Source organism: Actibacterium lipolyticum, from assembly GCF_900184935.1.
GTDB classification, from domain to species: domain Bacteria; phylum Pseudomonadota; class Alphaproteobacteria; order Rhodobacterales; family Rhodobacteraceae; genus Actibacterium_A; species Actibacterium_A lipolyticum.
Window position 1 is genome coordinate 122,497 of record NZ_FXYE01000002.1, and the last position, 23,306, is coordinate 145,802.

31 protein-coding genes and 1 tRNA gene are annotated in these 23,306 nt (G+C 59.4%); 6 read left to right on the forward strand and 26 right to left on the reverse strand.

The window, feature by feature from the left end; translation table 11 throughout:
- Positions 1-6 precede the first annotated feature (6 nt).
- The 13 genes from COL8621_RS09215 to COL8621_RS09275 form a co-directional block, all read right to left on the reverse strand.
- Entirely contained in the window at positions 7-660 is a 654-nt protein-coding gene (locus COL8621_RS09215) for an RcGTA-type gene transfer agent tail tape measure protein (protein WP_093967101.1), read from the reverse strand.
- On the reverse strand, positions 657-857 hold the full coding sequence (locus COL8621_RS09220; RefSeq protein WP_093967102.1) for a rcc01693 family protein: 201 nt from the start codon (positions 855-857) through the stop codon (positions 657-659). Before COL8621_RS09220 ends, COL8621_RS09215 begins: the two co-directional genes overlap by 4 nt.
- Entirely contained in the window at positions 844-1,176 is a 333-nt protein-coding gene (locus COL8621_RS09225) for a gene transfer agent family protein (RefSeq protein ID WP_093967103.1), read from the reverse strand. Before COL8621_RS09225 ends, COL8621_RS09220 begins: the two co-directional genes overlap by 14 nt.
- Positions 1,176-1,589 (reverse strand): phage major tail protein, TP901-1 family, encoded by a 414-nt coding sequence (locus COL8621_RS09230; RefSeq protein ID WP_093967104.1) that lies wholly within the window; start codon positions 1,587-1,589, stop codon positions 1,176-1,178. Before COL8621_RS09230 ends, COL8621_RS09225 begins: the two co-directional genes overlap by 1 nt.
- A 20-nt stretch (positions 1,590-1,609) precedes the next feature.
- Complete coding sequence (locus COL8621_RS09235) at positions 1,610-2,020, reverse strand: DUF3168 domain-containing protein (RefSeq protein WP_093967105.1); 411 nt, start codon at positions 2,018-2,020, stop codon at positions 1,610-1,612.
- Complete coding sequence (locus tag COL8621_RS09240) at positions 2,017-2,358, reverse strand: head-tail adaptor protein (RefSeq protein WP_093967106.1); 342 nt, start codon at positions 2,356-2,358, stop codon at positions 2,017-2,019. Before COL8621_RS09240 ends, COL8621_RS09235 begins: the two co-directional genes overlap by 4 nt.
- Positions 2,355-2,954 (reverse strand): head-tail connector protein, encoded by a 600-nt coding sequence (locus COL8621_RS09245; protein ID WP_093968493.1) that lies wholly within the window; start codon positions 2,952-2,954, stop codon positions 2,355-2,357. Before COL8621_RS09245 ends, COL8621_RS09240 begins: the two co-directional genes overlap by 4 nt.
- 144 nt (positions 2,955-3,098) lie before the next feature.
- A complete protein-coding gene (locus COL8621_RS09250; RefSeq protein WP_093967107.1) occupies positions 3,099-4,283 on the reverse strand; it encodes a phage major capsid protein in 1,185 nt (394 codons plus the stop codon).
- Positions 4,284-4,320: 37 nt separating this feature from the next.
- Positions 4,321-4,878: an HK97 family phage prohead protease gene (locus tag COL8621_RS09255; protein WP_093967108.1), complete on the reverse strand. Its 558-nt coding sequence runs from the start codon at positions 4,876-4,878 to the stop codon at positions 4,321-4,323.
- Positions 4,879-4,892: 14 nt separating this feature from the next.
- Positions 4,893-5,135 (reverse strand): GTA head formation protein, RCAP_rcc01685 family, encoded by a 243-nt coding sequence (locus COL8621_RS09260; RefSeq protein WP_093967109.1) that lies wholly within the window; start codon positions 5,133-5,135, stop codon positions 4,893-4,895.
- Complete coding sequence (locus tag COL8621_RS09265; RefSeq protein WP_093968494.1) at positions 5,132-6,307, reverse strand: phage portal protein; 1,176 nt, start codon at positions 6,305-6,307, stop codon at positions 5,132-5,134. Before COL8621_RS09265 ends, COL8621_RS09260 begins: the two co-directional genes overlap by 4 nt.
- 108 nt (positions 6,308-6,415) lie before the next feature.
- Positions 6,416-7,759, reverse strand: coding sequence for a DNA-packaging protein (locus COL8621_RS09270; RefSeq protein ID WP_093967110.1), 1,344 nt, complete (start codon positions 7,757-7,759; stop codon positions 6,416-6,418).
- Positions 7,686-8,033, reverse strand: coding sequence for a hypothetical protein (locus COL8621_RS09275; RefSeq protein ID WP_141137867.1), 348 nt, complete (start codon positions 8,031-8,033; stop codon positions 7,686-7,688). Before COL8621_RS09275 ends, COL8621_RS09270 begins: the two co-directional genes overlap by 74 nt.
- A gap of 233 nt (positions 8,034-8,266) precedes the next feature.
- Here COL8621_RS09275 and COL8621_RS09280 point away from each other — a divergent pair, with 233 nt between their 5' ends.
- Positions 8,267-8,623 (forward strand): hypothetical protein, encoded by a 357-nt coding sequence (locus COL8621_RS09280; protein WP_093967112.1) that lies wholly within the window; start codon positions 8,267-8,269, stop codon positions 8,621-8,623.
- A gap of 3 nt (positions 8,624-8,626) precedes the next feature.
- Here the strand turns inward: COL8621_RS09280 and COL8621_RS09285 are convergent, their stop codons facing one another.
- From COL8621_RS09285 to fabF, 3 genes are read right to left on the reverse strand one after another with little or no spacing between them, the layout of a single operon-like run.
- Positions 8,627-9,175: a pseudouridine synthase gene (locus tag COL8621_RS09285; RefSeq protein ID WP_093967113.1), complete on the reverse strand. Its 549-nt coding sequence runs from the start codon at positions 9,173-9,175 to the stop codon at positions 8,627-8,629.
- A gap of 8 nt (positions 9,176-9,183) precedes the next feature.
- Positions 9,184-10,335 (reverse strand): endolytic transglycosylase MltG, encoded by a 1,152-nt coding sequence (mltG, locus tag COL8621_RS09290; protein WP_093967114.1) that lies wholly within the window; start codon positions 10,333-10,335, stop codon positions 9,184-9,186.
- Between the two features lie 4 nt (positions 10,336-10,339).
- Positions 10,340-11,596: a beta-ketoacyl-ACP synthase II gene (fabF, locus tag COL8621_RS09295; RefSeq protein WP_093967115.1), complete on the reverse strand. Its 1,257-nt coding sequence runs from the start codon at positions 11,594-11,596 to the stop codon at positions 10,340-10,342.
- A 149-nt stretch (positions 11,597-11,745) separates the two neighbouring features.
- Between fabF and COL8621_RS09300 the strand changes: the two genes are divergently transcribed.
- Entirely contained in the window at positions 11,746-12,201 is a 456-nt protein-coding gene (locus tag COL8621_RS09300; protein ID WP_093967116.1) for an SRPBCC family protein, read from the forward strand.
- Positions 12,202-12,275: 74 nt separating this feature from the next.
- Here the strand turns inward: COL8621_RS09300 and COL8621_RS09305 are convergent, their stop codons facing one another.
- From COL8621_RS09305 to COL8621_RS09325, 5 genes are all read right to left on the reverse strand, one after another.
- Positions 12,276-12,509, reverse strand: a complete 234-nt coding sequence (locus COL8621_RS09305; protein ID WP_035247318.1) for an acyl carrier protein — start codon at positions 12,507-12,509, stop codon at positions 12,276-12,278.
- A gap of 159 nt (positions 12,510-12,668) precedes the next feature.
- On the reverse strand, positions 12,669-13,406 hold the full coding sequence (fabG, locus tag COL8621_RS09310) for a 3-oxoacyl-[acyl-carrier-protein] reductase (RefSeq protein ID WP_093967117.1): 738 nt from the start codon (positions 13,404-13,406) through the stop codon (positions 12,669-12,671).
- An 8-nt stretch (positions 13,407-13,414) separates the two neighbouring features.
- Positions 13,415-14,353 (reverse strand): ACP S-malonyltransferase, encoded by a 939-nt coding sequence (fabD, locus tag COL8621_RS09315; RefSeq protein WP_093967118.1) that lies wholly within the window; start codon positions 14,351-14,353, stop codon positions 13,415-13,417.
- A 77-nt stretch (positions 14,354-14,430) separates the two neighbouring features.
- The gene (locus COL8621_RS09320) at positions 14,431-15,321 is read right to left on the reverse strand and encodes a glycosyltransferase family 92 protein (protein ID WP_093967119.1); all 891 of its coding nucleotides are present in this window, start codon (positions 15,319-15,321) and stop codon (positions 14,431-14,433) included.
- Between the two features lie 84 nt (positions 15,322-15,405).
- On the reverse strand, positions 15,406-15,906 hold the full coding sequence (locus COL8621_RS09325; RefSeq protein ID WP_141137868.1) for a hypothetical protein: 501 nt from the start codon (positions 15,904-15,906) through the stop codon (positions 15,406-15,408).
- Positions 15,907-16,316: 410 nt separating this feature from the next.
- Here COL8621_RS09325 and rpsF point away from each other — a divergent pair, with 410 nt between their 5' ends.
- From rpsF to rplI, 3 genes are read left to right on the forward strand one after another with little or no spacing between them, the layout of a single operon-like run.
- On the forward strand, positions 16,317-16,670 hold the full coding sequence (gene rpsF / locus COL8621_RS09330) for a 30S ribosomal protein S6 (protein WP_093967121.1): 354 nt from the start codon (positions 16,317-16,319) through the stop codon (positions 16,668-16,670).
- 29 nt (positions 16,671-16,699) lie between these two features.
- Positions 16,700-16,927 carry a 30S ribosomal protein S18 gene (rpsR, locus tag COL8621_RS09335; RefSeq protein WP_037205280.1) on the forward strand — a complete coding sequence of 76 codons (228 nt, stop codon included), beginning with the start codon at positions 16,700-16,702 and terminating at the stop codon, positions 16,925-16,927.
- Positions 16,928-16,939: 12 nt separating this feature from the next.
- Positions 16,940-17,563: a 50S ribosomal protein L9 gene (gene rplI, locus COL8621_RS09340; protein WP_093967122.1), complete on the forward strand. Its 624-nt coding sequence runs from the start codon at positions 16,940-16,942 to the stop codon at positions 17,561-17,563.
- Positions 17,564-17,794: 231 nt separating this feature from the next.
- Here the strand turns inward: rplI and COL8621_RS09345 are convergent, their stop codons facing one another.
- From COL8621_RS09345 to COL8621_RS09360, 4 genes are all read right to left on the reverse strand, one after another.
- Positions 17,795-18,310 carry a VPLPA-CTERM sorting domain-containing protein gene (locus COL8621_RS09345; RefSeq protein WP_141137869.1) on the reverse strand — a complete coding sequence of 172 codons (516 nt, stop codon included), beginning with the start codon at positions 18,308-18,310 and terminating at the stop codon, positions 17,795-17,797.
- 333 nt (positions 18,311-18,643) lie between these two features.
- On the reverse strand, positions 18,644-19,261 hold the full coding sequence (locus COL8621_RS09350) for a lectin-like protein (protein ID WP_093967124.1): 618 nt from the start codon (positions 19,259-19,261) through the stop codon (positions 18,644-18,646).
- 184 nt (positions 19,262-19,445) lie between these two features.
- Positions 19,446-20,777, reverse strand: coding sequence for a trigger factor (gene tig / locus COL8621_RS09355; protein ID WP_093967125.1), 1,332 nt, complete (start codon positions 20,775-20,777; stop codon positions 19,446-19,448).
- 29 nt (positions 20,778-20,806) lie between these two features.
- Positions 20,807-20,891: transfer RNA gene (locus COL8621_RS09360), tRNA-Leu, on the reverse strand.
- Between the two features lie 177 nt (positions 20,892-21,068).
- Here COL8621_RS09360 and COL8621_RS09365 point away from each other — a divergent pair.
- Entirely contained in the window at positions 21,069-21,542 is a 474-nt protein-coding gene (locus COL8621_RS09365) for a Hint domain-containing protein (RefSeq protein WP_093967126.1), read from the forward strand.
- 57 nt (positions 21,543-21,599) lie between these two features.
- Here the strand turns inward: COL8621_RS09365 and COL8621_RS09370 are convergent, their stop codons facing one another.
- Entirely contained in the window at positions 21,600-23,222 is a 1,623-nt protein-coding gene (locus COL8621_RS09370; protein ID WP_093968495.1) for an NAD(P)H-hydrate dehydratase, read from the reverse strand.
- Positions 23,223-23,306 lie beyond the last annotated feature (84 nt).

A 23,306-nucleotide genomic window follows, 5' to 3' on the forward strand; every position in this document is an offset into this window, starting at 1 on the left:
GTGCCCTCAGCTATTGCGCTGCCCGCGCCCCAGGGCGCGGCCAAGTTCCGCTGCGATCTGGCTCTGGCTTCGGCGGAACCCCTGAACATCCGGCGTGCTGACATTCATGGTGATGTTCACCGCCCGCGCGCCGCCTTCGCTGCGCACGCCCAATCGCCCATCGCTGCCGCGCGACAAGGGCATGATCGCCTCTGGCCCCGCTTCGCCCATCAACCCGGTGCCGCCACGCATGGGAAAATAGGTTGGCCCCGACACCACACCGCCCGTCGCGAACGGCATGACCCGCCCTTGTGTGAAACTGCCACCATCGGCGAAGGGCACGACGGCGCTAACCAGCCCCTCAATGCCGGTCGCAACCAGACCGCCCAGATGGTTTTGAACCGGAGTGATCGCCGCCGAATAGGCCGCATTCGCCAAAGACTCGCCCACCTGTTTCATCGCATCGGACAGCTTCAGCCCATCAAACACCAACCCGTCAAAGGCGGATCGCAACCCGCGCCCAACCGCACGAGAAAGCGTGCCGACCTCGCGGTTGGTCAGGGTCACGCTTTCACGCATTTTCACCAATTCGGTGTCGAACTCGGCCGCCACGTCCCGCGCTTTGCCAAGGTTTTCTTCAAGGGCGACGACCTGATCGTCGAACCCATCAAGCTCTGTCATTCATCAGACCCTTCCGTTTTATCGGGGAATGCGCGCGCCAACTCGTCCAGCCGCGCGCGGCTTAGGGGCGCCGGGCCGCTGCCTTGGCCCAGCATCAACAGCAACTCTGCCGGGGTAAGCGCCCAGAATTCTGCGGGTCGCAGGCGAAGCCCCAAAAGCCCCGCCCGCATCAAACCCGGCCAGTCAAACCGCGCCATCGTCGCCACCCGGCACCGTAAAGGCGCGCGCCAACAGCCACGCCGCAACACGCGCCGCTTCGACCGCGCCGCCCGAAACCTCTGCCTGCGCCAGATCAGCCGCCGAACCAGACCACCCCCCGCCGCGCAATCCTGCCAGCAACAACGCCAGCACGTCGCGCGTGGAAAATGCGCCGCCCTCGAACCGCTCGATCAGCGCAACCAACGTGTCCGCGCCCAGCGATGCCTCCAATTCGGCCAACGCGCCAAGCGTCAGCTTCAGCACGTGGCGCTGGCCATCCAGCACCAGCGCCGCCTCGCCCGCGTAAGGGTTCCCCATCAAAGCGCCGTAAAGTTCAGCGCCCCAGCCGAGGCAAGCGACAGCTCATACGTCGCCTCTCCGTTGTGGCTGCCCGCATATTCGATCGAGGTCACCTGAAACGGCCCCTCAACCACGCCAAAATCGGGAATGATCACCTGAAACCCCGGCGTTTCCCCATCGAAAAAGATCTGGCGCGCGCGTTCGTCCGTGCCTTCATCCTTGAAAACCCCCGAGCCCGAGATGCCGGCAGATTTCACCCCAGCACCCGAAAGCAGCTCGCGCCAGCCGCCCTGGCTTTCCAAACTGGTCACGTCCACCTGTTCGGCGTTGAAATTGATGCGCGTCGCCCGAAGGCCCGCGATGGTTTCGAACTGGCCATCGCCAGTCAGATCAAGCTTGATCAAAAGGTCTTTGCCGTTTTGGGCCGCCATGTTCCGTTCTCCAATCTTGGTTATTCGTCATCCACGCGGGCGCGGAATGTCAGATCAATCCGGCGCACATCGCCGTCTTCCACCCGTTTCGCGCGGGCCTTTTCAAAGGTCAGGCCCACCAATGTGCCGCGGGCCAAAGGCAACGCTGCCCCGACCAGCGCATCGGAAATGGCCCCCGCGGCCGCTTTCGCGCCAGCAAAGCCCGCCGCGCTGCTGACCACGCTCACCGTGAAAATATGCAGCGCCCCGGCGCCCGTTGCGTCGGCACGTCCGCGTGCTTCTTCCGGGCCAAGGCTGACATAGGTTTCGGGCAACCCGCCCGGCGGAACGGCGTCGTAAACCGCCGATCCGACCAATGCCGTAAGGGCGCTGTCCGATGCCAATTTCTGAAAAACCGCCGCCTGCAATGCGGCTGCAACGCCATAGCTCATGCCGTCACCTCTTCTTCAGCAAAACAGGTCAGATGGCGGCCCTGGGCGTCTGCTTCGGTCACGGCCAATATGCGAAACACCCGCGCGCCATCGCGAAACCGCTGTTCGGCCTTCGGGCGCGAGGGCGCACCAACCGGCGCACCCCGCACGGTGATCCGATAAGGAACACGCGAAAGCGTTGCGAACTCCCCGGCCCGCTCGCGGCCCGTGCCCGGCTTTACGGCCGCCCACAGCGTGCCAAGCACCGCCCAGCTTTCAACAAAACCACCCGCCCCGTCCGAGGTCCGAACAGGTTCTTCCAGCACCAATCGGCGCGTCAGGTTCGGCGCCCCCTTCATATGGCACCCCCGCCCAAAATCCGCACCGTGCGCCAGCGTTCCAACAGGGCCAGAACTCCAAACGGCATCCCACTTTCGCCAAAGGCTGCCTCGCTGCGATGTTCGTAATAATGCCCGGCCAGCAGGAACACAGCCTGCGCCAGATCCTCCGGCACGTCGGCCCAAGCCGCCCCAAAGCCTGCGTCAAACACCACCTCAACCGACCCGCCCAACGGGATCACCGGCAATGCCGCGCCATTGGTCGCCACGCGCGGGCGATGCGTGTCTTTTTCCAACCGATACACCGCGGCGTCCACGATGGTCGCGCCGCCTGTGTTATCGACCACCCGAACCTCGTTCAGCGCCTGAACCGGGGCCACCGGCAGCGCCTGACGGTCGCCATCGCGCCACGCGGTCAGGGTCCAGGTGAACGTCCGGCCCAACAAAACCTTGCCCGTCCGGCCCTCTACGGCCGCCATGGCCGCGCGCAGCAGCGCCTCCAGCAACGCATCCTGCGCACTGTCGTCGGCAAAACCGCTGCCAAGGCGCAAATGGTCTTTGAACAGGCTAACAGGCAGCGCCTCGGCGGGCACTGTGGTCTGTTCGATCAACATCATGTGCATGTCTCCAACTTGCCCCTCGATCAGAAAACGGCGCGCGCCCCCGCGTTGCTCGGACGGAGGGAGCAGCTGGACAACGCAGGAAGGAATACCCGGCGCGCGCCAAGGGCCGCCCGAACGGGCGACCCATTCACCGGCCCGTTAGGACACGGCGAACTTCAGCAGCTTGATCGCGGCGAAATCGCTGACATCACCACCCACACGCTTCGTTGCATAGAACAGGACATGCGGCTTGGCGCTGAACGGGTCACGCAGCACGCGCAGATCGGGGCGTTCGGCCACGGTGTAACCCGCGTTGAAATCACCAAACGCCAGTGCGGCTGTGCCGGATGCGATGTCGGGCATATCTTCGGCGATCAGCACCGGATAGCCCAACAGACGCGCAGGTTCGCCCGCCGCCAAACCATCGGACCACAGGAAGCGGCCGTCGGCGTCCTTCATCTTGCGCACCACGCCTGCGGTTTTAGAGTTCATGATGAACGTCGCATTCGCGCGGTACTCAGCACCCAGTGCATAGACCAGATCAAGAATGGCATCCGACGGCGCGACCGAGTCAAAATCGCCATCCGTACCGGTGGGGATATAACCCAGCGAACCCCAAGCCCACGTGTCGTCCGACACCTGAGTATGGTTCAGAATGCCCTTGGGTTTGTCCAGACCATCACCGTTGATGAACGCCGACGCCTCGGCGCGGGCGAACTTGTCGGCGATACGACCCGCAAGCCAACCTTCGATATCGAACGCGCTGTCATCCAGCAGGCGCTGGCTGGCCTTCGGCATCGCGGACAGTTCGTGCAGCGGAATGGAAACACGCTCAATCTGCGGCGTGTCGGTTTCAGCCTGAGCACCAGTTTCCGAAGACCAGCCCGAACCAATATCCGTATGATCCACCAGCACATCAAACGATGTCGCCTCAACTGCCACAACCTGCGCAATCGCGCGGATCGAGGCGGTGGATTTCAGCACGCTTTTGATCATCTCGGATGTCTGCGGATCGACCAGGTAACCACCCTCGGCCGACACGGATGAAGACATGGCCTTTTCTTCCATCTGCAGCCCACGCAGCGCGTCATCATCACCCGAACGCAGATAGGCCGCGAACGCCTTCTGATGCGGTACTTCCACTTCGGCTGCGGAAGAAAGGGCCGGACGTCCGGCAATCATGGATTTACGATCAAGCATGGTCAGTCGCTCTTCTTGCTGTTGAAACTTTTTGTTCATTTCGCCCTGAAAGGCACTGAAATCATTCAGAAACCCTGTCAGAGCAGTCTTAATCTCGGTCACAGGCGCACCGGCGGCGCCCGATTTGGTTTCGGTCTTTGTCATGTCCAATCCTGTGTTAGAGAGGTCATCCAACCGCACGTCATGCGCCGCCGGTCAGCACGTGGCGGGCACCCTCAAAGGCGTCCGCCAAGTCACGAAGCAGGGTCTCTGTGGCGTCATCCGCCTTTGCCCCCACTCGTGCATCGGGAAGCATCGGGAAGGTCACCAGCGACACCTCCCAAAGCTCCAACTCGCAAAGCAGGCGTTGCCCGCTTGAATTCTTCTGGGCCCGCTTGGTGCGATACCCGATCGACAACCCATCAATCGCCCCGGCTTCGATCAGCGCCGCGGCCTCGCGGCCCTTTTCAACGTCGCTTAACAGGCGGCCTTTGACGTACAGCCCGCGCTCATCCTCGCGCACCTCGTCCCACACGCCGATGGGTTGCGCCGGGTCGTGCTGCCACAACATCTTCACCCGCCGACCCGCGCCTTTCAGCGCGGCCAGCGACGCGGCATAGGCGCCCCGCTCCACCACATCGCCGCCCTTGTCGACCTTCCCAAAAAGCGAGGCATAGCCTTCGACCACCGCGCCATCGCTTACGGTCAAAACGCTGTCTGCCCGGCAGAACTTCCGCTCAAGCCCCATTTCCATGTCCATCCTGATGTCCCCTTTCACGGCGCGACCGCCAAAATCGACGTTACGCCCTGTGCCAAAATCGCGGCCGCAACGCCGTAGACAGCGACCCAAAGCCGCCGCTCTACCCGTTCCTGGCTCGCCTCGATCCGTTGCAGCCGGTATTCCAGCGCCGCCCAGCGTTCCTGCGACACGCGCTCATTCGCTTCGATCCGCGCATTGGCGACCTCGAACGGGGCGTACAGGAACTTGGAACCGCTGCGCTCCGGCGCGGCGCTCATTCATCCTCCGCCAGCTTGGGCAGGCCCAGCAGCGCGCGCTTTTCCGGGTCCGACAGGAACACCGCATCGCTGACCCGCCGCCACTGATTGTCGCGCTCTGCCGAAAGCGCGGGCACCTGATCCAGATCGGGGCGCAGCTCCACCTGTTCGCCAGCGAAGCGCGACAGGAAATCGGAAATCGTCGCCGCTACCCGTGTGGCAAGCGGCAGCACCGTCAGGCGGTAAAACGCCCGGTTCGCTTCCTGATAGTTGGAATAGGTCGCATCCCCCGAAATCCCCAACAGCATCGGTGGCACGCCAAAGGCCAACGCAATCTCGCGCGCGGCGGCCTCTTTGGTCTTCTGGAATTCCATGTCGGATGGCGAAAAGCCCATCGGTTTCCAGTCCAAACCGCCTTCCAGCAACATCGGGCGGCCCGCATTCGCCGCGCCTTGATGATACGACATCATCTCATCCTGAAGCCGCGCGTATTGCTCCTCAGACATCGATCCCTGCCCATCAGCCCCCCGATATACAATCGCCCCCGAAGGCCGCGCCGCGTTATCCAGCAACGCCTTGGACCAGCGGCTGGCCGCGTTATGCACATCCACCGCCGTCGCCGCCGCCTGCATGGGCGACAGGCCGTAATGATCATCCTGCGGGTGAAAGCTTTTGATATGACAGATCGGCGGAAGCCCGACCGTCATATCGAACCGGTGCTTCTTGTTCCCAACCGCATATTCATAGGCCACCGGCCAGCCATCCGCGCCCGGCACAATGCTCATCCGGTCCGACCGCAACACATGCAGCTCCACCGGAACACCCGTTTCACCGCCCACGGCCTCCAGATAGCCATTGCCGGACAGCAGGATTTGCCCGAACAGCGCCTCCATCAGTTCCGCCTTGCCCTGCGCCCCGTTCGGGCGGCGGATCAGGTCTAGCACCGGATGGGTATCATACCGCCGCTCCTGATCCTGCAGGATCAGTGGCAAGGCCGCCGCCGCCTCGGCGATCAACTTAACCGACCGAAACCCAACTGGGTTGCCTGTGAAGCCCGCCTTGGTCAGGGAAACCGCATCGCGTGGCGACCAAGCCACCCGCCCGGCCCCGTGCCACGCCACCACCGGCCCCGTCGCGCTGGCCTTCTTTTCGGGCACCTCTTGGGCCCCGCGCCGAAACATGTGAAACACCATGGTAAAGCTCCTTAGGTCGTGCTGATCGCCGCCCAACCGGGCAGCACGAAACACCCGCCCCGCATCGCGCCGGGCAGGCATGTGTTCAGAAATTTTCGAATTAAGTGGTTACAAAGACCGCATCCGCGGCCGTTTCCACCGCGCCGCCGGTTCAATCATCAGATCGTGCAGCGCCCAGACCAACGCATCCACCCGGTCCGGGCTGCCCTTGCCGCGAAACCCCTGCGCGGTCATCAGGCACATTTGATCCTCCAGATCGCCCAAACCGCGCATGTGCTGCACCCGGCCCTGTTCGTACAAGGCCGCCACCGGCTCTGCCCGCGCGACCTTCCCGCGAGAGGCCCGCACCGCCCGATAAGGCACCAGCGGGTCCACCTGCCGGATCACGCTTTCCACCAGATCGCCGCCCTGATTGACCTCGGCCACCAGCCGTTCGGCCCCATGCCGGCGCAGCGCGTCAATCGCCGCTTCGGCCCAGGTGGTGGGCGATGCCGCCGCGACGCTGGCATCCTCCAACACTACGGCGCGCCAATCCTGCGGGTCACCCTGAACCCGCGCGCCCACCACCAAGATCCCGCATTCATCAGAACCGGCATTGCCCGTCACCGGCGGGTCCACCGCCACAACGACCCGGTCCAATTCGCCCGCGTCTTCAACCCGCGACGCCTCCAACCTGCCCGAGGACCACAGCGCCCCCTCCGCATCCTCCAGCAACACGCCGTCCAGTTCTTGCCGCCCCAACCGCGTCCCCGCGTACCGGCTGCGCACCTCATCCAGGAACGAGGCCGCAAGATACGCCCGGTTCGCCTCTGTCGGCGCATGGGTCTGAACCGTCGAAGGGTTCGCCAAAATCGTCTTCAGCACTGGCACATTCTTCGGCGTCGTCGTCACACACTGGCGCGGTGCCGCCCCCAGCCGCAGACCGAACTGAAGCATATCCCACGCCTCCTCGGCCCGCTTCCACTTGGCCAGCTCATCCACCCAGGCTGCATCGAACTGTGGCCCGCGCAGGCTCTCTGGCTCATGCGCCGAAAACACCTGTGCTACCGCGCCGTTGGGCCAGACCAGCCGCTTGCGCGTCGCCTCCCACTTCGGGCGGCGGTCGGGGGGCGAACAGGCCAAGATGCCGCTCTCGCCGAACACCATCACCTCACGCACCTGCTCAATGGTTTCGCCCACCAACGCCACCCGGCGCGACCGGCCAATATCCAGCGGGCGCGATCCTTCAACTTCGGCCCGCACCCACTCGGCGCCGGCGCGGGTCTTGCCCGCCCCGCGCCCCCCAAGGATCACCCATGTCCGCCAGTCGCCTTCGGGCGGCAGCTGATGCTCCAACGCCCAGAACTCAAACAGATAGGGCAGCGCCAACAGCGCGCCTTCACTCAGGCTCCCCAGAAACGCTTCCTGTTCCTGCGGCGTCGCGCAGGCAAGCCAATCTGCGCCCGATCTCATCGCGCGCACTGTCGAAGTCGAGCGCGTATCCATTGACCGCGCCTTCCTCTGCTCTAAGCCGTTTTTCAACTTTGGACCTTTCGTCAAATGCCGTCTGGGCCGCCTTGCCAAGATCACTCAGCGCGCCCTTCAGCTCTTTCGCCCGGGCCGTTCGGCCCGCGGTCACATCTTCGATGATTTCATTCAGCGCCTGAATCGTGCGCTGATAATGCCTTTCGGCCGCCTCAAGCACTGCCTGAGCCGCCCCTTTCCCCGCAGGAGAAATCACTGTCATATGGTTAAGCCTGCCTTCTCATGCCGCTCCGCACGAGAGAAACGAAAAAGCGGCGCCGGGGGATGACCCCGTGCCGCTTACCCACTTCTTCCAGCTTGCCTAAAGGTGTACCCCAGACCGTTCGCTAGGTCAAGAAGTTTATTGTTAACAATAGGTTAAGCAACCGCCCGCACCCCCACAACAAAAGGATTGAACCCCCGCCGTTTTCTAAGATTACATAGAGAGGAGTGAACATGCGCATCGTTACAGCCAGCCTAGCCACCGCGCTTACATTGCTCTGCGCCGCCGCAAGCGCGCAGGATGGGTTCCGGCGTATCGAAACAGCCCAGCAGTTTCAGGATGCCGTCGTCGGCAAAACACTGCGCGCCGGAGATACCTACGTCGAGGTGCGCCGAAACCGAAAGCTCACAGGCAAAATAAACGGAGAGCCCTTCACCGGCGCATGGGAATGGCGCGGTGCGTATTTCTGCAGAACGATCAAACTCACCCCAAAAAACACCGACTGCCAACTGTGGGAGGTGAACGGAAACCAACATTCCATCACACGCAACAAAGGCACCGGCAAGCGCGTGATTTACGTCGCGGATTAACAGCTAAGCGTCCCGCCATGCACCGTTTTCAATCCCATCAATCGTCCAGTTACCAACGCGATACCGGATCAGGCGAAGCGTGGGCAGCCCCACGGCGGCCGTCATGCGCCGCACCTGCCGGTTACGCCCTTCGGTGATCGTGATCGTCAACCAGCAATCCGGAACCGTCTTGCGAAACCGCACGGGCGGATCGCGCTCCCACAACCCGTCGGGTTCGTCCATTCGGGCAACGTCTGCAGGGGCAGTCATACCGTCCTTCAACTTCACACCGCGGCGAAGCTCTGCCAGCTGCGCGTCCGAAGCGTCCCCTTCGACCTGAACCCAATAGGTTTTGGATGTCTTGAACTTCGGGCTGCTGATCCGGTTCTGCAACTTGCCGTCATCGGTCAGCACCAACAGCCCCTCGCTGTCGCGATCCAGCCGCCCGGCGGCATAGACCCCCGGCACGTCGATAAACTCGGAAAGCGTCTTACGCGTGCTTCCTTCCGTCCCCTTGTCGGTGAACTGCGAAAGCACGTTGAATGGCTTGTTGAACAGGATGGTCCGCGCCATGCAGTCCCCTATTGGTTAGCCCGCTCTGCCTCAATCTTCCGCCACTCGGCCACGTTGCGGTTATGCTCTTCCAAGGTCACGGCAAACGCGTGCCCCCCGGTGCCATCGGCCACAAAGAAGATGTAATCCGTCGTATCCGGGTGCAACGCAGCCTCGATAGAGGCGCGGCCTGGGTTGGCGATCGGCGTGGGCGGCAGCCCTTCGATGACATAGGTGTTATAAGGCGTCGCGCGACGCAGTTCGCTTTGGCGAATACCACGACCAAGCGCGCCCTGCCCGTTGGTGATGCCATAGATCACGGTCGGGTCCGTCTGCAGACGAATACCTTGGCGCAAGCGGTTCACAAATACGCTGGCAACCTGACGTCGCTCTTCGGGCACGCCGGTTTCCTTTTCGACGATAGAGGCAAGCACCATCGCCTCTTCGGGGCTGGCCAAGGGCAGATCTTCGTCGCGCGCCTGCCACAGCTCGGCCAGCAGCGCGGCCTGGCTCTCTTCCATCCGCGCGATCAACGCGGCCCGCTCAGAGCCTCGCACAACCTCATAGCTGTCGGGGGCAAGCGCACCTTCGGCGGGCACCTCAACCGAACCGGTCAGGAACTCAGCTTCTTTCAGCTCTTCAACAACCTGCCAGCTGGTCACGCCTTCGGCCAGCGTCACGCGGTAACGGGTGTCGCTTTCGCTGGTGACGGCTGTGTATTCCGCGGGAACCTCTTCCACGCCCGGCTCAAACGCAACAACTTCGACATAGCGGTTGGTCGCGGGGTCAAGTTCACGCACCTGCAACTTGGCGCTCAGCACACCAATGCGGAAGTTCACTTCGGTACCACAGGTGGACCGGCCACTGCGCGTGATCGTGTCGATGATGCTTTCCATCGACGCGCCCGGCTCCACCAAATAGCTGCCCGCTTTAAGTTGGCTGGCCTTGTCGGTGTAATCCGCCCCGGCCCGGAAAATGCCCGGGCTGGAAATCGCCCCCTGATCCGCAAGTTCATTAGACACGCGGCGCATATTTGACCCGCTTTCGACCCTTAGACAGATTGCCTGTTCCAATGGTCCGGGATTGGTGAATTCACCCTTCCCCCAAATCACCATCCCCCCTGCCAACAGCAACAGAGCGATGAAAAGCGTCAAAGCGTTAGAGGCCAAATTGCGCCACATGTGTTCAGACCTTGCCCATAATCAGCGACGCGTTGGTGCCGCCAAAGCCAAAGGAGTTCGACAACGCGATGTTGATTTCACGCGGCTGCGCTTCGTTCGGCGCAAGGTTCAGCGTGGTTTCAACAGCGGGCGTATCAAGGTTGATCGTCGGCGGCGCGACCTGATCACGGATCGCCAAGATCGAAAAGATCGCTTCGACCGCGCCAGCCGCACCCAACAAGTGGCCCGTGCAAGACTTGGTCGACGACATGGTCGCCTTAGCCGCCGCATTGCCCATCAGCCGCTCAACCGCGCCCAATTCAATCGTGTCGGCCATGGTGGATGTACCATGTGCGTTGATATAGTCGATGTCACTGGGCTGAAGGCCCGCACGTTTCAACGCCGCGCGCATAGACCGTTCGCCGCCCTCGCCGCTCTCTGCCGGGGCGGTGATGTGATAGGCGTCGCCCGACAGGCCATACCCCAGAACCTCGCCATAGATTTTCGCACCGCGCGCCTTGGCGTGTTCGTATTCTTCCAGAACAACCACACCCGCGCCCTCGCCCATCACGAAACCATCGCGGTCTGCATCATAGGGGCGGCTGGCCTTGGATGGGTCATCCTCGCGTTTGGTCGAAAGCGCCTTACAGGCGTTGAAACCAGCAATCCCGATTTCCGAGATTGGGCTTTCCGCACCACCGGCTAGCATCACATCCGCGTCGCCCCACTGGATCAACCGCGCGGCATCGCCGATGGCATGCGCGCCCGTTGAACAAGCGGTCACAACCGCGTGGTTTGGCCCTTTGAACCCGTAACGGATCGAAACCTGCCCAGACAGCAGGTTGATCAACGCACTTGGGATAAAGAACGGTGAAACGCGGCGCGGGCCACGCTCTTTGATCAGAACAGCCGTTTCCGCGATCGAGGAAAGCCCCCCAATACCCGAACCGATCATAACGCCGGTGCGTTCCAATGCCTCGGTGTCGGTCGGTGCCCAGCCGGAATCCTTTACCGCCTGATCCGCAGCTGCCATTCCGTACAGAATAAAGTCATCCACCTTGCGGCGGTCCTTCGGCTCCATCCAGTCATCGGCATTGAACGTGCCGTCGCTGCCATCGCCAAGCGGAATTTCACAAGCATATTTCGTGGTGACATTGGACGCATCAAACCGTTTGATCAGGCCAGCGCCCGATTGCCCGGCCAACAGCCGCTTCCAAGTCTCTTCAACCCCACATGCCAGCGGGGAGACCATCCCCAGCCCGGTGACGACCACACGACGCATATTCTGCTCCTCCTGCCTTAGGCTTATTGCCGCCCCTGATACCTTGGTTTGAACGACAGGGGCAAGAGGATGCGAAACAGCGGCCTGTTTTTGCTGATCGCCCACGCGAAGTTATTTCTTGGCACCTAGGGTCATGTTAGACTTGAGGGATGAGCCACACCCTGTCCATCACCCGTGTTCTTGATGCGCCGCGCAGCGCCATCTGGCGCTGCTGGACAGAGGCTGACCTGCTGAAGCAATGGTTCTGCCCCAAACCATGGACCGTCCCACACGCAGAATGTGACGCGCGCCCCGGTGGCCGGATGAACATCACCATGGCCGGCCCTGATAAAGAGCGGATCGAAACCATCGGCAGCTATCTGCTGGTCACCCCGATGACCCGCCTGATCTTTTCCGATGCCTATGGCGAAGGTTTCATGCCCCGCCCCAACAGTTTCATGACCGGGGTTGTGGACCTGTCTGACGCCGATGACGGCAAAACCCAAATAATCTGGGCGGCCCGGCATACATCTGCCGAAGACCGTCAGGCGCATCTTGATATGGGGTTCGAACAGGGCTGGAACGCTGCCGCCGATCAATTGAATGAACTGGCGCGTTCGCTTTAGGCCACCAATAGGCCCAGAATCAAAAACGGCGCCGCAGTGGGCGCCGTTTTCGTGTTCTTCAAAGAAAGCTTAACTTAGGAAGCTTCAGTGATGAATTTGACTGCATCGCCGAACGTCTGAATAGTTTCGGCAGCGTCGTCAGGAATCTCGATACCAAACTCTTCTTCAAAAGCCATTACCAGCTCAACGGTGTCCAGGCTGTCTGCGCCCAGGTCGTCGATGAAAGATGCGTTTTCAGCAACCTTGTCTTCTTCAACACCAAGGTGCTCGACAACGATCTTTTTAACGCGATCTGCGATGTCGCTCATATCAATTCCTCATTCGTCTCGGGCACAACGCCCGTTTCTTGCTATTGGTCCGTTGGACCGCTCCATTGCCAGGCGCGACGGCCCAAGCGGCTAATTCTGCGCCGCTATAGCATATCGCACCCTCAAGGCAAACGCTTTCACTGATTTACAGCCTGCGATTTAAAGCATGGCCATCCCGCCGTTCACATGCAAGGTCGCCCCTGTGACATAAGCGGCTTCAGCACTGGAAAGATATGTCACGGCTGCGCCGATCTCTGCCGGGTCGCCCATACGACCGGCGGGAACTTGCACAAGGATCTTATCTTTTTGATCGTCGTTCAGCTTGTCGGTCATCGCGGTGGTGATGAAACCGGGGGCAACGCAGTTCACCGTGATGCCACGGCTTGCGACCTCGTACGCCAGCGATTTCGACATACCAACCAGCCCCGCCTTAGCAGCGGCATAGTTGCCCTGCCCCGGGTTACCCGTTGCGCCAACAACCGATGTGATATTCACGATCCGGCCCCAGCGCGCCTTCATCATGCCGCGCAGAACGCCGCGACACAGGCGCATGCTGGCCGTCAGGTTCACGTCCAGAACGGTTTGCCATTCTTCATCGCTCATCCGCATGAAAAGGTTATCGCGGGTGATCCCGGCGTTGTTCACCAGAATATCGACCGAACCCATCGCCTCTGCGGCCTGTTTGGGCAGCGCGGTCAGCGCCTCTGCATCGCTGAGGTTACAGGGCAGGATATGCGCCCGTTCGCCCAGTTCTGCGGCCAAAGCCTCCAGCGGTTCAACGCGGGTGCCGGACAGACCGACCGTTGCACCCTGTGCGTGCAATGCCTTGGCGATTGCCCCACCGATGCCACCCGAAGCGCCAGTTACCAGCGCGTTTTTTCCTGTTAAATCAAACATATCAGTCCTCAACCAATGCTTTCAGCGGCTGCTTTAACGTCTTCTGGTGTGCCAATCGCACGCGAGGCGGCAGACCGGTCGATCCGGCGGATCATCCCCGACAAAGCCTTACCCGCGCCAATTTCCCAGAACTCGGTCACACCTTTGCCGACCATCCATTCAACCGACTCGCGCCAGCGAACCGAACCCGTCACCTGATCCACCAACAGCGACCGGATGGTGGCCGGTGCGCTGACATCATGGGCCAGAACGTTTGCCACCAACGGAACCGTTGGGCGGCTGATCTCCACCGCGCCCAAGGCCTCTGCCATGACGCGGGCTGCGGGGGCCATCAGTTCGCAATGGAACGGTGCGCTTACGGGCAACAGAACCGCACGTTTGGCGCCCTTGCCCTTGGCGATCTCAACCGCGCGCTCAACCGCTTCGCGGTGGCCCGACACGACAACCTGACCGGGGTCGTTGTCATTTGCGGCCTGACAGACCTGATCGTGGCTGGCTTCTTTAGCGACCTCTTGGGCCGTGGCGAAATCCAGACCCAACAGCGCGGCCATTGCCCCGACACCAACTGGCACGGCCTCTTGCATGGCCTTGCCGCGCGTGCGCAACAGGCGGGCGGCATCGGCCACACCAATCGCACCAGCCGCAGCCAGCGCCGAATATTCACCCAGGGAATGCCCTGCAACATAAGACGCAGCTTCAATCGTAACGCCTTCGGACTCTAGCGCGCGCATCGCGGCCAAGGATGTCGCCATCAACGCGGGCTGCGCGTTCTGTGTCAGGGTCAGCGTGTCTTGCTCCCCCTCCCAGATCAGGGCGGAAAGCTTTTCGCCCAACGCCTCGTCCACCTCGTCGAACACGGCTTTTGACGCCGGATAGGCATCGGCCAAGGCCTTGCCCATGCCAATGGTCTGTGCCCCTTGGCCCGGAAATACGAATGCTCGGGTCATGCTGCTCCCCCTTTTTTGAGCTTTGTTGCGCAAGGGTCTATCGCCTTGCCCCTGCGTTCACAAGCGAAACGACGGCGTTAAGGACGGGCAAGAAACTCAATCGCGGTGCGATCTTCGACCTCGTCAGCCTCTATATTTGCCACGTTGCGCCGCACCCGTGCGGCGTGGCGGCTGGCGTCCACGCTTTTGTTAGAACCGCGCGCGATTTTCGCCGCAAGTTCCTGTTCAGAGCGCGTGTAATAGTGGTTCAGCTGAATGGCCTGTGCCGAATAAAACGCAGGATCGGTGCGGCCCTTGTTCGGGAACTGTTGGCCCCGGTCGTTACAGGTGATCGCCTTGCCGTCCACCTCATAGCTGTGGACCTTAACGGCCGTCACGCGGCACGGATCAACGATCACCTTGAAGTTGGTCACGCCCCGCGCCCCGCTAAGCGGATCTGCGGCGCGGCGCGTGTAGTTGGCCACCACGCCGCCTTCGGGCGGCACCTGATGCCCGTTGCGCCCAAAATTGTGCCACGGCAAAGAGATTGAGGCGCAGCCCCCTAGACCCGCCAATGCCTCTGGCAGGCTGGCCGCGCTTTTGGGCACCAGAAACTCATCCGCATCGATACAGGCCATCCACCTGTATTGCCCGCCAAAGTTTCGAATAGCATGGGCATAGGCCAAAACCTGATTGTGCAGCTCGCGCCCGGATGGCCCGTCACTAAGCCGCTGATCCCACGGGATAACCGTAACCCTATCGCCCAAGGCATCGCGCAAGACCTCCAGCGTGTTGTCCGTGCAGCCATTGTCATAGACATAAACGTGCGACACGCCGGCCTTCATATGAAACCGGGCCCATTCCCCAATATGGCGGGCTTCGTCTTTCACGATCAGAACCAGCGCCAGACCAGTGCGTTCCGGGCGTTCTTTGGGCGGGGTAAGCGCCAGCTTGGTGATAGGTTTGCGTGAAAATAACGCGCCGAACATTGAAAAGCCTCCCATGGCTATGGAAGGCTCTTACAATCTGATTGAACGACTTTCCAGAACAGCCGCATGATTTAGCGGATCGGGCTAAGCCGCAACGCGACGCAACCTGCGGCCCACGCGCTCCCAGCCATCCATTTTGACGACGGAGGGGCGGAACTCATCGACCAGACGGTCATGAAGTGCACGAAGGTTATCTTCGCGTCCGCAGGCGACTTGAATAACCTCTTCGCTGTCCATGACCCGCACGAACAGACCAGCCGCCCCGCCCGGCTTTTCAGCACGTTTGATAAAGGTGGATCTGATTTCATAGAACGGCAGCGTGCGTTCGCTGTTCACCGAACCCCGGCGCGTTCGCACAAAGAGGCGCAGCTGATTGCGCACGAAGTCAATCTCGGTTTCAAGCTTCGCGCTTTGCCCTGAAAACCAGTAGTAGCCAAGCATAGGCACGGACACAAAAGCAGCCGAAGCCATGTGAACACCGAACCCTGCCTCAATTCCTGCCTGTACATGCGGAGACAACAGCCCCGCCGCCGCTGAAAGCACGATCACACCTGCAGCTATACCTGTCGGAAGATCCGCATTCACACGCGACCGCGCCGAAGGGGCCTTCGTGCAGACCACGTAACCCCAGGCTTTTTTATTTAACACAATCTCTGACAATTTTACGTCCTACCCATACCGCCGGACCATGAACGTGTTTCACACGCTGCTTCCGGCCTCTTTTTTACTAAATACAACTTTACGGGGAAAAATGTCGGGAATTTGTCAGATTGAGCCCCATTTCGCGGCATGGTTGCATGACTGTAAACAATACACCCGTGAGGGCCCGCAATGGCACCCGTTTATCCGCAAGCCTTGCGCCACGCCCGCCTGTGTGTATAAGGGCGCTTCCTTCCGCACTTCATGCGAAACCGGTGCAGTCTCTCGTGGGCGGGACGCGGAAGGGTTTGACCCCTGCCCTATGAAATGCACCTGAGAATAGAACTGGAGCTCACATGCCGCTGTATGAGCATGTATTCATCTCGCGTCAGGACCTTTCCAACACGCAAGCTGAAGGCCTTGTTGAACATTTCTCCACAGTACTTTCTGACAACGGCGGTTCCGTCGTTGAAAGCGAATACTGGGGCGTTAAGACAATGGCCTACAAGATCAACAAGAACCGTAAAGGCCACTACGCCTTCTTGAAGACCGATGCACCTGCACCGGCTGTTCAGGAAATGGAGCGTCTGATGCGCCTGCATGACGACGTCATGCGCGTTCTTACCATCCGCGTTGACGAGCACGGCGAAAGCCCCTCGGTTCAAATGCAGAAACGTGACGAACGCAGCGAACGCCGCGAACGTCGTTGATCAGCGACCTTAAGGAAAGGATCTAACCAATGGCTAACAAACCGTTTTTCCGTCGTCGCAAGGTGTGCCCGTTCTCGGGTGATAACGCACCAAAGATCGACTACAAAGACACCCGTCTTCTGCAGCGCTACATCTCTGAGCGTGGCAAAATCGTGCCTTCGCGCATCACCGCCGTTTCGGCAAAGAAACAGCGTGAGCTGGCCCGTGCGATCAAACGCGCTCGCTTCCTTGCCCTGCTTCCATACGCCGTGAAGTAAGGAGCCATACCAATGGAAATCATTCTTCTTGAACGCGTAGCCAAACTTGGCCAGATGGGCGAAGTCGTAAACGTTAAGGAAGGTTACGCACGTAACTTCCTGCTGCCTCAGGGCAAAGCGCTTCGTGCTAACGCATCTAACATCGCTCGTTTCGAAGCTGAAAAAGCTCAGCTCGAAGCGACCAACCTTGAAACCAAAAAAGAAGCAGAAGGCCTGGCTGAAAAGCTCGATGGCCAGCAGTTCATCGTGATTCGCTCTGCTTCCGACGCTGGTGCACTTTACGGTTCGGTCACACCACGTGACGCGGCCGAAGCTGCGACTGCCGATGGTTTCACAGTTGATCGTAAGCAGGTCATCCTGACCGCTCCGATCAAATATCTTGGCCTGCACGACGTTGCTGTTCGCCTGCACCCCGAAGTGACCGTGACGATCAACCTGAACGTCGCCCGCTCCGCGGAAGAAGCAGAACTGCAAGCGTCCGGCAAATCCATTCAGGAACTGGCCGCAGAAGCAGAAGCTGAAGCAGAATTCGAAATCGCCGAACTGTTCGACGATATCGGTTCCGCTGCCTCGGACGACGATGATGATCGTGGCGAAGCAGCTGAAGAAACAGCTTCGGACGAAGACGAGAAGTAATCGTTCTTCATCTTTGAAAAGAAGGCCGCGCCAGTTATCTGGCGCGGCTTTTTTGTTGCAAACTACTGAAACCCAACGGTGTTCAGTGTGGGCGTCCAGTGACAATCTTTGCCACACAGACATCGCACACCCAAAAAGCAAAAGAGGCACAGGAAAACCTACGCCCCTTTGGGAATATCACAGGTTACAAAGGCTTCGGATCGTCCCGGACGCCCCTGTCGCATGTCACTTCTATGCGCGGGCCTTCTTCAAGCGACGCAAACCAGCAACGCCGGCAAGCCCCGACATCAAAAGAAACCCACCTGCCGGTAGGGGCACCGCAGCCACCATCGTCGCCACAGCCCATGTCTGGACAGTATCAGGTCCCGTAGCATGCCAGAAGGAATGGCCCGAAACAGATGCAAAGAAATCGGATTGAATTTGATTGGTGCCAGTTGGCCCATTGGCAAAAAGTGGGCCGAAGGGCTCTCCATAGGCGGTGTAGGGAAGGCCCAGTGTCACGCCGATTTCGTGAGCCAAGTTTTCAGAAAGTCGATAATTTCCCCACCAAAACTGCGATTCCAACAGCTCTTGATTGTCATTGAAGGTTCCCTCAACCGTGCTGAAGTCATAAGAAACTCCCCCATGCTCGACCGTCACGGCCGACGCAGGTGTTCCGACAACGGCAAGCCCAATAACAACAGCAGACGCCAGTTTCGCCGCCTGTCGCGCCATCCGCGACGCACCAGCAAATAATTTGAAATTCACGAAAAGTCCCCCCCTAGAAAATATCTGACATGAACCATTTCAGGACAGAGGATCTGAACCTTCAATGTTTCGATTATTTATACATTTAGGACACTTAACCAAAAAAGCCGCATTTTCAAAGCGTCTTTAAGGCAGTTTGCCAACTAGGCCCGAAAAAGAGCCTCCAGCACAGCAAAAATAAAAACAATCGTGGAAATTTAGCGCAATTGTTTCCGCGCTCAGGCGTTTCAGCGTTCCCAAGCGCGCAATTAAATCAGTTAGAACAACGTCGGGGAACCGCAGGTTTGCCCACAGGGCAAACCGATCAGGCTTCGCAAACCGTGTTGAAAACCCTTAGGTCAGGATCAGGCTTGGTACAGTTTCGTGCATCCGGCGGCGTTTCCGGCTTAGGCCCAACAGACCCAACGCCATCACCAACAGACCAGACGTCGCAGGAAGCGGCACGGCGCTGATCGAGGTGGAATATTCGACGATATAGGCCGAATAGCTGGTCGAACCCCAGTCGTTCCACATCGGCGAGCTGTACATATTGCCCGCTGCAAAATCCTGATCTGTTTCCCAGCTGTTCGCGCCATTGTCAGGCTCGCCCGGCTGCCAGTTGGAATATGTTGCGGAAACAAGCTGGCCTGCTTCGGGGCCCGCGATCCATTGCCACGTCCCTTCTGCAACAGCGTCCGATGCGCCGATCCAATAGGACCAGTTGTTCGTGTTCAGAGCATCAATAAACGCCTGCTCTTCGTCCGAAGTAATCGTAACAAGGTGACCGTCGATCCCCAGATAAGAGGAATCCGCAGCAAGCGCAGCAGCGGTTTCGGGTGTGACCCAGTCGCCGGTGATTTCGTAATAGTGACCATTACCGCCGTCCGCGACGGACCATTCAACAGGAACAGCCGACGCTGCCGTACCAAACGCAAAAATCGCAGCAGAGACACTCAATAACTCTTTAAACACGTCACACCCTCATTCCGTATTCTCGTGATCTGAGTGTGTTTTAGACAGCGACTTTGAAAAATTGAGGCCGGGATCATGGCGTTTACGCCTTATTCACACATTACCCAACGTAAAGTGAAATATGCCCCCACGAATCAAAAAGGGCCCCGAAACGGGGCCCTTCTGATTTCGACCTAGGCCGAAATTATTCGTCTTCCAGCGCCTCAACAGCTTTCTGGAGATCTTCTTTAGAAACCTCTTTCTCACCGACTTCAGCCAGTTCGAACAGGTAATCTACAACTTTGTCTTCGAACAAAGGCGCGCGCAGCTGCTGCTGCATCTGCGGGTTCTGCTGAACGAATTCAAAGAACTGACGTTCCTGACCTGGGTACTGACGTGCCTGATTCATCATGGCTTGCGTCATCTCAGCGTCGGACACTTCAACTTCGTTCTTGCGGCCGATTTCAGCCAAAAGAAGACCAAGGCGCACGCGGCGTTCAGCCAGTTTAGTGTGCTCGGCAGTTGTTTCGATTTCAGGGTGATCGTGCCCTTCAACCTCTGGGTTGTCTTCGTGCCACAGCTGATGCGCGATCTGCTTTGCTTCTGCTTCCAGCAGGCTTGGTGGCAGCTCAAAGCTGACCTTGCCGTCCAGCGCGTCAAGCAAAGCACGCTTCATCACAGCGCGCGACGCGCCGGAGTATTCAGCTTCAAGACGCTCAGCAACCTGTGCTTTCAGACCTTCCAGATCTTCTGCACCGAACTGTTTTGCCAGCTCGTCGTTGATTTCAGCGGCTTTAGGCGCCTTCACTTCTTTAACAGTGCATTCAAACACGGCGTCTTTGCCGGCCAGATGCTCTGCGCCATATTCGGCAGGGAAGCTAACCTTAACTTCAACTTCGTCGCCTACCTTGGCGCCAACCAGCTGATCTTCGAAGCCAGGGATAAAGCTGCCGGAACCAAGAACCAGCGGGTAATCTTCGGCAGCGCCGCCTTCAAAGGCTTCGCCGTCTACTTTACCAAGGAAGTCGATAACGATCTGGTCGCCATCTTTCGCTTTCGTGCCCTTCTTGCGGTCCGCAAATGTCTGCGCCGTGCCAGCAAGGTTTTCCAAAGCTTCGGTCACGTCAGCTTCTGCAGCTTTCACAACCAACTTCTCTAGCTTAACGCCTTTCATATCCACATCAGGGATTTCAGGCAGTGCTTCGTAAGTCATGGCAACAACAACGTCGTCGCCTTCTTTCCAGTCTTCGTTGGTCATTTTGACTTCTGGCTGAAGCGCAGGGCGATCGCCGCTGTCTTCGAAATGCTTGGCCATCGCGCCGTCGATGGTTTCTTGCATTGCTTCGCCAAGAAGGCGCTGACCAAACTGCTTTTTCAGCAGAGCCATGGGCACCTTGCCCTTGCGAAAGCCCTTCATCTCGACCTCGGGCTGCGCCTCGGCCAACTTCTCATTCACCTTAGCGTCCAGTGCATCGGCGCCTACGGTGATCTGATAGCCGCGCTTCAGACCCTCGTTCAGGGTTTCGGTGACCTGCATGTTATCGTCCTTCTCGTCGATCTTTTTTATGGTGCGGGTGAAGGGACTCGAACCCCCACGCCTCGCGGCGCCAGAACCTAAATCTGGTGCGTCTACCAATTCCGCCACACCCGCAAAACCATCGGGGCAGCCCACATATTGAGCGGGGCCGCCCCTGAATTTCGCGCCCTTCTAGCAAAGCCTGACGAGGGATGCGAGAGGAAAAATCAACATAGATTCCTCTATTCGGTAACCAATTTTTGCCACATTCCCGCGCAACACTGATTTTCAAGATAGTCAGAGAGAGCAATTATGTCGAAAACCATCGAACAATACGCGCCTCAGCTTCCTGAGCAGACGACCACATCGAAATCCCTTGGCGGGCTTGCGATGGGGACAATCGTTCAAACTCTGGATGGTGCGCTTCCGGTGGAATATCTGTTTGCTGGCGATCGCCTTATTACACGGGCTGGCATGTGCAAAGTCCGTGAAATTACAGTACATACCTTTAAAGGACACCCCTATCGCATCGCCGCTGGCGCCTTGGGCAACGAAGCACCCGAGCGTGATTTGCTGGTCCCTCCCGGTCAGCGTGTGCGGCTTCAGGGAAAGCGTGCCGAGGCCCTGACAGGCACCGACGAAGCGCTGGTTCCGGTCGAGATGCTGTTTAACGGCACCACCGTTTCCAAAGCCCTGGACGTGACAGAGCTGCGCGCCTTCACGTTGATCTTTGATAAAGAAGAGGTGCTTTATGCCGACGGGTTGGAGATGGCCAGCACCCGCTGATTCTCTCCTCTCTCGACCAAACCGATTCTCGCCGCGCCTTAGCGCGGCGTTTTCGTTTCAGAGCCCCAGATCGCGAAAAACTTGTGGCAGGGTTTCGGGCAAATCTTCGGCAATCAAACCGGGCCCGAACTTGCGCGCGCATTCAACATGCAGCCACGCGGCGGCTTCAGCCGCCTGCATGGGCGCGTCTCCCCGCGCCATGCGGCCAGTGATAAAGCCCGCCAGAACATCCCCTGCCCCCGCAGTCGCCAACCAAGGGGCCGCGCGGTCATACTGAGCAGAGTTGATGGCACAGCGCCCATCCGGCGCGGCGATCACCGTGTCTGGCCCTTTAAACAACACCACACAGCCTGCACGCTTGGCCGCGTCACGCGTTGCGTCGACTTTAGAATAGGCCGGGCCATTGGAGGCTGGGGCGTTCAGCTTGTCGGCGATATCTGGGAACAGCCGGGCAAATTCGCCCGCGTGGGGTGTCAGAACACATTTGTCGTGCAACAATTCGAACAGATCTTCAGGGGCGTCTGTAAATGATGTCAGCGCGTCCGCGTCCAATACGGTCGCCCGTTTGGTTGCCAGAACGCTTTTCACCAATGCAATGGTGTCGCGCCCAAGCCCTAAACCGGGGCCAAGACATAAGGCGTTCAGGCGATCGTCATCCAAAGCATCCTCAAGCATGTCTGCATCATCTACCCGGCGCAGCATAATGGCCGTCAATTGAGCCGCGCATTCCGCCATCGCCGATTGTGGCGCGCCGACAGTCACCAGCCCCGCCCCAATCCGAAGCGCCCCCCGCGCCGCCAACCGCGCCGCGCCGGTTTTGCCAAGGCCACCGGAAAGGATCAGCGCATGGCCGTGGGAGTATTTGTGTTGCCCCGAGTGTTTTGGCGCAAGGAAATCTGGCCGTTCTACCAACATAGTATGTTCGCCCGGCGGCACCGTCGGACGGGCGCTGGCCTCAAGGCCGATACTGGCAACGGTTGATTTCCCACAGGCTGTTGGCCCATCGCCCAAACGATGGCCCAGTTTAAGCTGGTGAAACGAAACCGTTAGGTCCGCACGTATCGCTTCATAGTCTCGCGGTTGCTTTCCCGAAGACAGATAACGCCCCGAATCTGCGCAAATACCACTCGGAAGATCAATCGCTACGATGCGCGGTCCGGGAAACCCGCCCTGCCGCTGCTTGTTAATTCTTAACCGCCATTCAGAGATTTGCGTGACCCAACCAAAAGCGTTGAACGCCTCGACCGGCCGAACAAGGCCGGTGCCGAAAAGGGCATCGAACACAAGAGAGTCCACATCATAGTCGTCAGGCTCCAATGAAAAAGCTTCTTCGCCGTCATCGATATATGGCGCGACCACCGCCAACTTACACCACCGCTCATAATTCACCTTGGCATCCGGCGGCAGCTTTGCGGGGTCGCCGTACAGAAAAACATCAACCTCCCAGCCCCATTCTTTCAGCAGCCGCGCCACGACGAATCCGTCGCCGCCATTGTTCCCCGGCCCGCACAGCACCGCGGCACGGTGAGAGGTCTTCGCAAGCTCTGGCCACTCCTCAAAAACGGCCTCAACCACACCGCGCCCGGCGCGCTCCATCAGTTCCAGACCGGTGACTTCTCCGCTGTTGATCGCCGCCTGTTCGATGGCGCGCATTTGTGCAGATGTCAGAAGTTCAGTCATATTTCGCGCCATCCGTACTTATTCTGCCCATTTGGCAATCAAGTTGCATATTTTTTAATCACCGAATAAGGAATCCTTACACTG

What these genes read in the sequence shown, in the direction of transcription:
- COL8621_RS09215 (WP_093967101.1), bottom strand. Translation starts at nt 660, where the DNA reads ATGACAGAGCTTGATGGGTTCGACGATCAGGTCGTCGCCCTTGAAGAA.
- COL8621_RS09365 (WP_093967126.1), top strand. Translation starts at nt 21,069, where the DNA reads ATGTCGAAAACCATCGAACAATACGCGCCTCAGCTTCCTGAGCAGACG.
- mltG (WP_093967114.1), bottom strand. Translation starts at nt 10,335, where the DNA reads ATGTGGCGCAATTTGGCCTCTAACGCTTTGACGCTTTTCATCGCTCTG.
- COL8621_RS09300 (WP_093967116.1), top strand. Translation starts at nt 11,746, where the DNA reads ATGAGCCACACCCTGTCCATCACCCGTGTTCTTGATGCGCCGCGCAGC.
- COL8621_RS09220 (WP_093967102.1), bottom strand. Translation starts at nt 857, where the DNA reads ATGGCGCGGTTTGACTGGCCGGGTTTGATGCGGGCGGGGCTTTTGGGG.
- COL8621_RS09280 (WP_093967112.1), top strand. Translation starts at nt 8,267, where the DNA reads ATGCGCATCGTTACAGCCAGCCTAGCCACCGCGCTTACATTGCTCTGC.
- COL8621_RS09305 (WP_035247318.1), bottom strand. Translation starts at nt 12,509, where the DNA reads ATGAGCGACATCGCAGATCGCGTTAAAAAGATCGTTGTCGAGCACCTT.
- COL8621_RS09250 (WP_093967107.1), bottom strand. Translation starts at nt 4,283, where the DNA reads ATGACAAAGACCGAAACCAAATCGGGCGCCGCCGGTGCGCCTGTGACC.
- COL8621_RS09275 (WP_141137867.1), bottom strand. Translation starts at nt 8,033, where the DNA reads ATGACAGTGATTTCTCCTGCGGGGAAAGGGGCGGCTCAGGCAGTGCTT.
- rpsR (WP_037205280.1), top strand. Translation starts at nt 16,700, where the DNA reads ATGGCTAACAAACCGTTTTTCCGTCGTCGCAAGGTGTGCCCGTTCTCG.
- COL8621_RS09265 (WP_093968494.1), bottom strand. Translation starts at nt 6,307, where the DNA reads ATGGTGTTTCACATGTTTCGGCGCGGGGCCCAAGAGGTGCCCGAAAAG.
- COL8621_RS09240 (WP_093967106.1), bottom strand. Translation starts at nt 2,358, where the DNA reads ATGAAGGGGGCGCCGAACCTGACGCGCCGATTGGTGCTGGAAGAACCT.
- fabD (WP_093967118.1), bottom strand. Translation starts at nt 14,353, where the DNA reads ATGACCCGAGCATTCGTATTTCCGGGCCAAGGGGCACAGACCATTGGC.
- COL8621_RS09370 (WP_093968495.1), bottom strand. Translation starts at nt 23,222, where the DNA reads ATGACTGAACTTCTGACATCTGCACAAATGCGCGCCATCGAACAGGCG.
- tig (WP_093967125.1), bottom strand. Translation starts at nt 20,777, where the DNA reads ATGCAGGTCACCGAAACCCTGAACGAGGGTCTGAAGCGCGGCTATCAG.
- rpsF (WP_093967121.1), top strand. Translation starts at nt 16,317, where the DNA reads ATGCCGCTGTATGAGCATGTATTCATCTCGCGTCAGGACCTTTCCAAC.
- COL8621_RS09285 (WP_093967113.1), bottom strand. Translation starts at nt 9,175, where the DNA reads ATGGCGCGGACCATCCTGTTCAACAAGCCATTCAACGTGCTTTCGCAG.
- COL8621_RS09255 (WP_093967108.1), bottom strand. Translation starts at nt 4,878, where the DNA reads ATGGACATGGAAATGGGGCTTGAGCGGAAGTTCTGCCGGGCAGACAGC.
- COL8621_RS09270 (WP_093967110.1), bottom strand. Translation starts at nt 7,759, where the DNA reads ATGAGATCGGGCGCAGATTGGCTTGCCTGCGCGACGCCGCAGGAACAG.
- rplI (WP_093967122.1), top strand. Translation starts at nt 16,940, where the DNA reads ATGGAAATCATTCTTCTTGAACGCGTAGCCAAACTTGGCCAGATGGGC.
- fabG (WP_093967117.1), bottom strand. Translation starts at nt 13,406, where the DNA reads ATGTTTGATTTAACAGGAAAAAACGCGCTGGTAACTGGCGCTTCGGGT.
- COL8621_RS09235 (WP_093967105.1), bottom strand. Translation starts at nt 2,020, where the DNA reads ATGAGCTATGGCGTTGCAGCCGCATTGCAGGCGGCGGTTTTTCAGAAA.
- fabF (WP_093967115.1), bottom strand. Translation starts at nt 11,596, where the DNA reads ATGCGTCGTGTGGTCGTCACCGGGCTGGGGATGGTCTCCCCGCTGGCA.
- COL8621_RS09225 (WP_093967103.1), bottom strand. Translation starts at nt 1,176, where the DNA reads ATGGGGAACCCTTACGCGGGCGAGGCGGCGCTGGTGCTGGATGGCCAG.
- COL8621_RS09260 (WP_093967109.1), bottom strand. Translation starts at nt 5,135, where the DNA reads ATGAGCGCCGCGCCGGAGCGCAGCGGTTCCAAGTTCCTGTACGCCCCG.
- COL8621_RS09320 (WP_093967119.1), bottom strand. Translation starts at nt 15,321, where the DNA reads ATGTTCGGCGCGTTATTTTCACGCAAACCTATCACCAAGCTGGCGCTT.
- COL8621_RS09230 (WP_093967104.1), bottom strand. Translation starts at nt 1,589, where the DNA reads ATGGCGGCCCAAAACGGCAAAGACCTTTTGATCAAGCTTGATCTGACT.
- COL8621_RS09245 (WP_093968493.1), bottom strand. Translation starts at nt 2,954, where the DNA reads ATGATGTTGATCGAACAGACCACAGTGCCCGCCGAGGCGCTGCCTGTT.